The sequence below is a fragment of the Coprococcus sp. AF21-14LB genome, assembly GCF_003458885.1.
GTDB lineage: Bacteria > Bacillota > Clostridia > Lachnospirales > Lachnospiraceae > UBA9414.
The window spans coordinates 1-7170 of sequence record NZ_QRVX01000079.1 but is presented as its reverse complement, the minus strand read 5'-3'; the positions used below and the strand labels follow the sequence as shown (position 1 = coordinate 7170).

9 protein-coding genes are annotated in these 7170 nt (G+C 44.0%); 8 read left to right on the top strand and 1 reads right to left on the bottom strand.

Going from position 1 to position 7170, the window contains the following annotated elements; genetic code table 11:
• Positions 1-232: 232 nt before the first annotated feature.
• Entirely contained in the window at positions 233-358 is a 126-nt protein-coding gene (locus DWX73_RS14340) for a hypothetical protein (RefSeq protein WP_278321100.1), read from the bottom strand.
• Positions 359-586: 228 nt separating this feature from the next.
• On the opposite strand from DWX73_RS14340, the gene DWX73_RS12495 reads away from it, so the two are divergent.
• From DWX73_RS12495 to DWX73_RS12450, 8 genes are all read left to right on the top strand, one after another.
• Complete coding sequence (locus tag DWX73_RS12495; protein ID WP_002575860.1) at positions 587-1000, top strand: cysteine-rich VLP domain-containing protein; 414 nt, start codon at positions 587-589, stop codon at positions 998-1000.
• A 111-nt stretch (positions 1001-1111) separates the two neighbouring features.
• On the top strand, positions 1112-1507 hold the full coding sequence (locus tag DWX73_RS12490) for a replication initiator protein A (RefSeq protein WP_002575861.1): 396 nt from the start codon (positions 1112-1114) through the stop codon (positions 1505-1507).
• Positions 1508-1680: 173 nt separating this feature from the next.
• The gene (gene mobV / locus DWX73_RS12480) at positions 1681-2625 is read left to right on the top strand and encodes a MobV family relaxase (RefSeq protein ID WP_002575862.1); all 945 of its coding nucleotides are present in this window, start codon (positions 1681-1683) and stop codon (positions 2623-2625) included.
• Between the two features lie 40 nt (positions 2626-2665).
• Positions 2666-2821, top strand: coding sequence for a hypothetical protein (locus DWX73_RS12475; RefSeq protein ID WP_002575863.1), 156 nt, complete (start codon positions 2666-2668; stop codon positions 2819-2821).
• 94 nt (positions 2822-2915) lie between these two features.
• Positions 2916-4427: a recombinase family protein gene (locus DWX73_RS12470; RefSeq protein WP_002575864.1), complete on the top strand. Its 1512-nt coding sequence runs from the start codon at positions 2916-2918 to the stop codon at positions 4425-4427.
• A 471-nt stretch (positions 4428-4898) separates the two neighbouring features.
• Positions 4899-5354, top strand: a complete 456-nt coding sequence (locus DWX73_RS12460) for a YrhA family protein (protein ID WP_118349050.1) — start codon at positions 4899-4901, stop codon at positions 5352-5354.
• Positions 5355-5372: 18 nt separating this feature from the next.
• Complete coding sequence (locus DWX73_RS12455) at positions 5373-6122, top strand: hypothetical protein (RefSeq protein ID WP_118349051.1); 750 nt, start codon at positions 5373-5375, stop codon at positions 6120-6122.
• Between the two features lie 45 nt (positions 6123-6167).
• Positions 6168-6710, top strand: coding sequence for a T6SS immunity protein Tdi1 domain-containing protein (locus DWX73_RS12450; RefSeq protein ID WP_118349049.1), 543 nt, complete (start codon positions 6168-6170; stop codon positions 6708-6710).
• Positions 6711-7170: the final 460 nt, after the last annotated feature.

The following is a 7170-nucleotide window of genomic DNA, read 5'->3' as shown; positions in this document are numbered from 1 at the left end:
GGGAAGGAATAAATTACTATATTTCGAAACAACGACAAAAATCGCTATACCCCAGTAAACATGAGGGATACAGCGATTTTTTCTTTTTCTAACTGTCAAAGATGGGATTTTACCATTTGCTACATCTTCACGAAATTTATCAACAGCTTCGCTGTCAGCTTGGATTTACCGTAGTGTTCAAGTACAAAAGTACGATAACTTTTTCCATCTACAAGCACATCACTTTTTCTGGTCAACAACCAATTTCCGTTACCTCCTCCCTGTTCTCTAATATTCCAGTCTTTCCCATATCTTTTATAGATTCATCTTTTTTACCTTGAACAGACATTGATTCGCTTGGAATATAAACAATTTGCATAATAGCTCCTCCTTTATTTTGTGCAAGAAGACCAGAAACCTGAATTTGTCTTTTATCTTTTTTTGATTATATCACAAATCCGAGAGCGTGGAAATAGGGAGTTTTTCAGGCTGATTTCCTACCTCTTGGATATACGGCACAGGCGGTCAAAAAGGTGTAGACTTGGGATAGTTCATCGATGGACAAGCACCTTGGAAACAGAACACGCCAAAGAAAACGGAGGGACGCATGAGCAAAAGACCCTATCAACACCTGCCGCCGCTGGAACACAGGCCGGACGGCTCCCCCTACCGCATAACCCCGCCCCAGAAGAGACGAGCCAGCGGCCTGATACGCCGGGAGTGCTGCAACTGCGAGGACGGAAACTGCCTTGCGCTGGACGATGGCGACACCTGCGCCTGTCCGCAGATGATTTCGTTCTCCGTCTGCTGCAAGTGGTTCCGCTGGGCGGTCTTGCCGCTGGACAGGACGCTGGAAGCGGAGATTTACCGGGACAGGGACTTGAAACGCTGTGCGGAGTGCGGCGGTGTGTTCGTCCCGAAGTCCAACCGGGGCAAATACTGCCCGGACTGCGCCGCCAGAGTTCACAGGCGGCAGAAAACAGAAAGTGAACGGAAAAGGAGGTCTGCTGTGGACAGTTAAGAGCGGGAAAAGCCTTGATTTGCAAGGCTCCGCAAGCCCTCAACCGGGGCGGCTGGTATCATTTATCATTCGCCCCGGAAAACGGGCCTCTAACCGTCCACAAAACACGCTATGACAAACACGATTTATATTCACCAGCCGGAAAAGGCGTTCAGTTTCACCCGGCTCCCCAATTTCCTTTTTGAAGCACCCACATTCCAGCCCTTGAGCAACGAAGCGAAGGTGCTGTATGCCTTTGTCCTGCGCCGGGCGGAGTTGTCCCGGAAGAACGGCTGGGCGGACGAGTACGGGCGGGTCTACCTGTACTACCCCATCTGCGAGGTGGTCGCTTTGCTCCGCTGCGGGCGGCAGAAAGCGGTCAACACCCTGCGGGAGTTGCAGTATGCGGGGCTGGTGGAAATCCAGAAACAGGGCTGTGGAAAACCCAACCGCATTTACCCGAAATCCTATGAAGCGGTTCCAAACACCGACTTCAAGAAATCCGGTTATGGTACGCCGGAGGGCTGAAAACCGTACTTGGCGAGTACGAAAATCAATCCTCTTGAAGTACGGAAATCTGACGGTATATAGAAATACAGAGATTAAAACCATCTATTTACATTCATTCCATTCCAATCCTATCAGAGATATTTTCGGCGGGAAAACCCGCCGGAAAGGAATGGAATGGGGAAAGGAGTTCAATGGCACAACACGCAATTTTGCGATTTGAGAAGCACAAGGGCCACCCGGCGGGGCCGCTGGAAGCCCACCATGAACGGAAAAAGGAGCAGTACGCCAGCAACCCGGACATTGACACCAGCCGGAGCAAGTACAATTTCCACATCGTCAAGCCGGATGGCCGCTACTACCATTTCATTCAGAGCCGCATCGAGCAGGCCAGATGCCGCACCCGCAAGGACAGCACTCGGTTTGTGGACACGCTGATTACCGCCAGCCCGGAGTTTTTCAAGGGCAAGTCCCCAAAGGAGATAGCGGCCTACTTCCAGAGGGCGGCGGACTTCCTCATTGACCGGGTGGGCCGGGAGAACATCGTTTCGGCTATGGTACACATGGATGAAAAAACGCCCCATCTGCACTTGGTCTTTGTGCCGCTGACAAAGGACAACCGCCTGTGCGCCAAAGAAATTATCGGCAACCGGGCCAATCTGACGAAGTGGCAGGACGATTTTCACGCCTGTATGGTGGAGCAGTACCCCGACCTGGAGCGTGGGGAAAGCGCCAGCAAGACGGGCCGGAAGCATATCCCCACCCGGCTGTTCAAACAGGCGGTCAACCTCTCCAAACAGGCGAGGGCCATTGAAGCGGTTCTCTCCGGCATTACCCCGCTGAACGCCGGAAAGAAGAAAGAGGAAGCCCTCTCCATGCTGAAAAAGTGGTTTCCGCAGATGGAGAACTTCTCCGGGCAACTGAAAAAATACAAGGTCACAATCAATGACTTGTTAGCGGAAAATGAAAAGCTGGAAGTCAGGGCAAAGGCCAGCGAAAAAGGCAAGATGAATGACACGATGGAACGGGCGAAGTTAAAAAGCGAACTGGACGATATGCGGCGGCTGGTTGACCGTATCCCGCCGGAGATTTTAGCGGAACTGAAACGGCAACAGCGGCAGCATGGAAAGGAAAGGTGATCTTATAAGTAATATCAGATACAAAAAGGAAATCGAAATCGTGACTTTTCAGGGAAAGGAAATCACACTGGAAAATCTCTCCCCGGTGTTCACGCCGGAACAGGAAGCAGCCAAACGCCGGGAACTGGAACAGCAGCTTTATGAGGTGTTCCGCAAGTACGCCGACAAGCGGGAGAGTGAGGAAGCCGGGACATAAGGTTTTCCAAACCCATCATTGATTTGCGGGGCTGCTGGCGGTATAATAGAACTGTCAGCAGCTCCGTTTCTTTTTTAAGAAAAGGAGCGACAATATGAACAATCGGATAGACGCAATCTATGCAAGACAATCGGTAGACAAAAAGGACAGCATTTCCATTGAAAGCCAGATTGAATTTTGCAAATACGAGTTGAAAGGCGGTAACTGCAAGGAATACACAGACAAAGGGTACAGCGGCAAGAACACAGACCGTCCGAAGTTTCAAGAACTGGTGCGGGACATCAAGCGGGGCTTGATTGCAAAGGTCGTGGTTTACAAGCTCGACCGTATCAGCCGTTCCATTCTGGACTTTGCCAACATGATGGAGCTGTTCCAGCAGTACAATGTGGAGTTTGTGTCCTCTACGGAAAAGTTTGATACCTCCACGCCGATGGGACGGGCCATGCTGAATATCTGTATCGTGTTCGCCCAGCTTGAACGGGAAACGATACAGAAGCGGGTAACGGACGCTTACTACTCCCGCAGTCAGCGGGGCTTTAAGATGGGCGGGAAAGCCCCTTACGGCTTCCATACGGAGCCTATCAAGATGGACGGTATCAACACAAAGAAGCTGGTGGTAAACCCGGAGGAAGCGGCCAATATCCGGCTGATGTTTGAGATGTACGCCCAGCCCACAACTTCCTACGGGGACATTACCCGGTACTTTGCCGAACAGGGGATTTTGTTCCATGGCAAAGAGCTGATACGCCCCACGCTGGCGCAGATGTTACGCAATCCTGTCTATGTGCAGGCAGACCTTGATGTGTACGAATTTTTCAAAAGTCAAGGTACAGTCATTGTCAATGACGTTGCCGATTTTACGGGCATGAACGGCTGCTATCTGTATCAAGGGCGAGATGTAAAGGCCAGCAAGAAAAACGACTTAAAAGACCAAATGCTGGTACTGGCTCCCCATGAGGGTATCGTCCCCTCCGACACCTGGCTGACCTGCCGCAAGAAGCTGATGAACAACATGAAAATCCAGTCTGCCCGGAAAGCCACCCACACATGGCTGGCAGGAAAAATCAAGTGCGGGAATTGCGGGTATGCTCTTATGAGTATCTACAATCCCTCCGGCAAACAGTATCTCCGCTGCACGAAACGGCTGGACAATAAAAGCTGTCCTGGCTGTGGGAAAATCATCACTTCGGAACTGGAAGCGGTTGTTTATCAGCAGATGGTAAAGAAGCTGGCAAGCTACAAGACGCTGACAGGAAAAAAGAAAGCGGCAAAGGCAAACCCGAAAATCACCGCCCTGCAAGTGGAACTTGCCCATGTAGACAGCGAGATTGAAAAGCTGGTGGACAGTCTGACGGGGGCAAACAATGTCCTGTTCTCCTATGTGAATGTGAAGATAGCGGAACTGGACGGGCGCAAGCAGGAACTTCTGGCAAGGATAGCGGAGTTGACTGTGGAGGCCATCAGCCCGGAACAGGTCAGCCAGATTTCCGGCTACCTCGATACCTGGGAGAATGTATCTTTTGATGACAAGCGGCGTGTGGTGGATTTGATGATCACCACCATAGCCGCCACAAGCGACAGCTTGAACATCACATGGAAAATCTGACTGGCGGCACCCCTCCCGTCAGATACCTACCCTGTGTAGTCCCTTGTAAACTGTACTTTAGAAAATTCTATATACCATGTCGAATTAAGAAAAGCATTATCATTTATTTATGATCATAAATATCAAGATGCATTAGATTATTTATTAGATAAAGGCGATGGTGTTTTTAAAAATGGTGATATATCTATAAATAGTGCTATGAGAGAATACTGTAAAAACCAACTTTCTCATTGATAACTAGAGATATCTATACTCCTGTAACAGATGGATGGAGTTCACTTGATTGTGTGATACAGGAATCAACTGAGAAAATAGACTTCTTAAAATATATGACAAAACAGGTCTTTCCGGAAGAGGAAGATTATTTTTTAAAGCAAATGGGGAAAGGATCGCATTGCAGCAAAGAATTTGCAATGCGGATAATTCTACAATGGCATTAGATTATGAAATCTCGAAGGAGTACAGAATTCTATGTGGGAAATTTATTTACAGCAGATAAGAGAAGAGAAAGAACTATATGATGAGGAAATAAATTCCGGTGCATCCGAGAAAGAAATTTATGAATTGGTAACAACTGCAAAAGAGAAATGGAACATGGAAATTCCGCAACAATATCTGGATGTTCTTTCAAGGATAAATGGAATAGAATTTAATGGATTTATTTTATATGGTGTAGACCAGTATTTATTAGAGCATGAAATGAAACAGCCTGTTTATGGGTTATTGGAATTCAATCACATATGGTATGAAAATGAAAAGCAGAGAGGATATTTGTTTTTAGGCGAAAGTAATATTAGCTGGTATGTCTACCAATATAAAAATCAATGTTATATGGAATTGGATCAGCCATCTGGAAGAGAAATTCATCGATTCCGTAATTTTTACGAAATGTTTGATAAGGTTTTGAGTGAGGCGATTAGGGGATAAGGAAGGGAATGCTTGATTATGCAACTAAAAAAATTAGAATGGCAACAATTATATCCAGTAAAAAAACTTTTATTTCTTGGGGCGTGGTTATTTTGTGTTTTTATATTTGTAGCGGCGATTATTTTGCTTGTTCGTGATGGAAATCGTGAAAACTTATGGCTTGGGATACTATGTGGAATAGCTGCCTTTGTGATGAGTTGCCCAATGATAAAATATACAAGAATTTCATATCATTGTATGCCATACTTTAATCGGATTTTTACAAAATGTGAACTGGAAGAGCTTGTGAAAAATGAAAAATTTTATCCTATTGAAAATACAATGGATAAAAAAGTATTAGGATTACTAGAATCAGGAACACATTGGCTTTATGCCGGGGGCAGGCTTATATCAAAAGATCTGGCTATATTTGGCTGGGCAGAAGGGAGCTCAAGCCTGAATGGAAGAGCGGTAACACCTGTGCTTTTTATTTATATGACAGGAGAGGTAATAAAGATAGATTTAGGTTTCAAAATACATATTAAAGAAATCGAAAATTATAATCAGTATCTTTGGGAAAAGTTTCAAATAATACCAAGAATTATAGTAGGAGAGCAAAGGGAACATATTGTCAATGCTTTTGCACGCCAGTTTCAAGAGCTGAAAGAAAATCTGGGATTAAATGAAAAAGAGCTGGTGGAAACCATCCTGCAGAATCCAGAAAAATATCGGAATATGTATATGGAACGATTGCCTGATTACATAAAGAAGTGGTGTGAGACAAATTAGACATAATGAACTATTCTATAAATAAGGAAAGGGAGGAAACAATAGATGTCTGTTTTTGATGATTTTAAAAGAACTGCTGAATTTGACAGTGAAACAAAAATAAAGATTTCAAAGGTGCTTCCAGCAGAATTAAGTGAAATCCTATGCAGATATGGATGTGGAAGCTTTCTTCAGGGATATTTACGGTTGTTTCATCCTTTTGAGTATCAAGAAGTTATAAAGGATACTTATTTTGATGCAGAACATTCGATCCCATTCATGCTTACAGTATTTGGCGATATTATCGTTTATAAAGAAGACGGGTACATTGGAATGATTCAATATCAAAAACATGATAGTGCCATTATTGGCAAGAAAACTTCCTTGTTTATTCGTTTGTTAGAGGAGGCAAGTTTCAGAAAGAAATATTTTGACATTGATTTATATCAAGAAGCTGTTCAGAAATTTGGAGAATTAAAAGAGGAAGAGTGCTTTGGATTTGTTCCTTTGTTAGCTCTTGGGGGAAAGGAAAATGTGGAGCATTTGCAAAAAGTAAATGTCAAAGTGCAGATTGAACTCATAACGAAATTCATTGGAAAAATAGAGTAAAGATGTACAGGGGGATTAATATATGCAGTTAAATATGTCAGAACAAGAAGTAATAAATTTACAAATTCAAAACATAATTCGGACAAATTTCCTCAGTATGAGGAATTTGCAGATATATTTGTAGTAAAAGAATTTTTGGAGCAATCATATGTCAAGTATTATGTTTAACCAGCAAATAGCACATTTGTAGAGTTGGTAACTTCCAGCTTGTAGAACTGAAAATAAGAATTGATGCAGTTGATGAGCAAATAAAAGCATTCGCCGATAAAATGATTGAAGCAGAAAGAAAATCAAACTATTTAAATATAAAATTAAAGTATTAGGGAGGTAACTGTGAAATATAAGGTTTTAGAGGACTTTGAAAATTATGAAGGAGTAGAACAAGACGTTATCAGTTTATAATAAGAATAAAATTCCTAAAAAGTTATTAGGTATTTGGAAGGAATATGGTTTTGGAAGC

Excerpts from the sequence above, each read along its gene's own strand:
- DWX73_RS14340 (WP_278321100.1), bottom strand. The coding sequence starts at position 358 with ATGCAAATTGTTTATATTCCAAGCGAATCAATGTCTGTTCAAGGTAAA.
- DWX73_RS12495 (WP_002575860.1), top strand. The coding sequence starts at position 587 with ATGAGCAAAAGACCCTATCAACACCTGCCGCCGCTGGAACACAGGCCG.
- DWX73_RS12490 (WP_002575861.1), top strand. The coding sequence starts at position 1,112 with ATGACAAACACGATTTATATTCACCAGCCGGAAAAGGCGTTCAGTTTC.
- mobV (WP_002575862.1), top strand. The coding sequence starts at position 1,681 with ATGGCACAACACGCAATTTTGCGATTTGAGAAGCACAAGGGCCACCCG.
- DWX73_RS12470 (WP_002575864.1), top strand. The coding sequence starts at position 2,916 with ATGAACAATCGGATAGACGCAATCTATGCAAGACAATCGGTAGACAAA.
- DWX73_RS12460 (WP_118349050.1), top strand. The coding sequence starts at position 4,899 with ATGTGGGAAATTTATTTACAGCAGATAAGAGAAGAGAAAGAACTATAT.
- DWX73_RS12455 (WP_118349051.1), top strand. The coding sequence starts at position 5,373 with ATGCAACTAAAAAAATTAGAATGGCAACAATTATATCCAGTAAAAAAA.
- DWX73_RS12450 (WP_118349049.1), top strand. The coding sequence starts at position 6,168 with ATGTCTGTTTTTGATGATTTTAAAAGAACTGCTGAATTTGACAGTGAA.